General features: G+C 37.2%; 1 pseudogene. It reads right to left on the reverse strand.

What is annotated here, in order from left to right:
• Positions 1-223, reverse strand: a pseudogene (locus tag ABR397_RS25765) (DUF4225 domain-containing protein); the annotation flags it as partial.

A 223-nucleotide genomic window follows, 5' to 3' on the forward strand; every position in this document is an offset into this window, starting at 1 on the left:
TTTAGTATTCTCATCTGGCGTTTTTTTCTTTACAACGATAACTTGCCTTACTCTCTTTTGAGAAAGCATTGCATCCTGTTTTTCTAACGATCGCATTTCTTCATCCAATGACGCTATTGCCTCAGAGATTGAAAGCTCCCCGGTATTTATCTTTGCGGTGATATCTTCAGAATAAGCAATAACTTCATGAATAAAATGGTCTTTAGCCAGGCTCCATTTCATA

It is taken from the genome of Photorhabdus viridis, from assembly GCF_040256935.1.
In the GTDB taxonomy this organism is placed as follows: Bacteria; Pseudomonadota; Gammaproteobacteria; order Enterobacterales; family Enterobacteriaceae; genus Photorhabdus; species Photorhabdus viridis.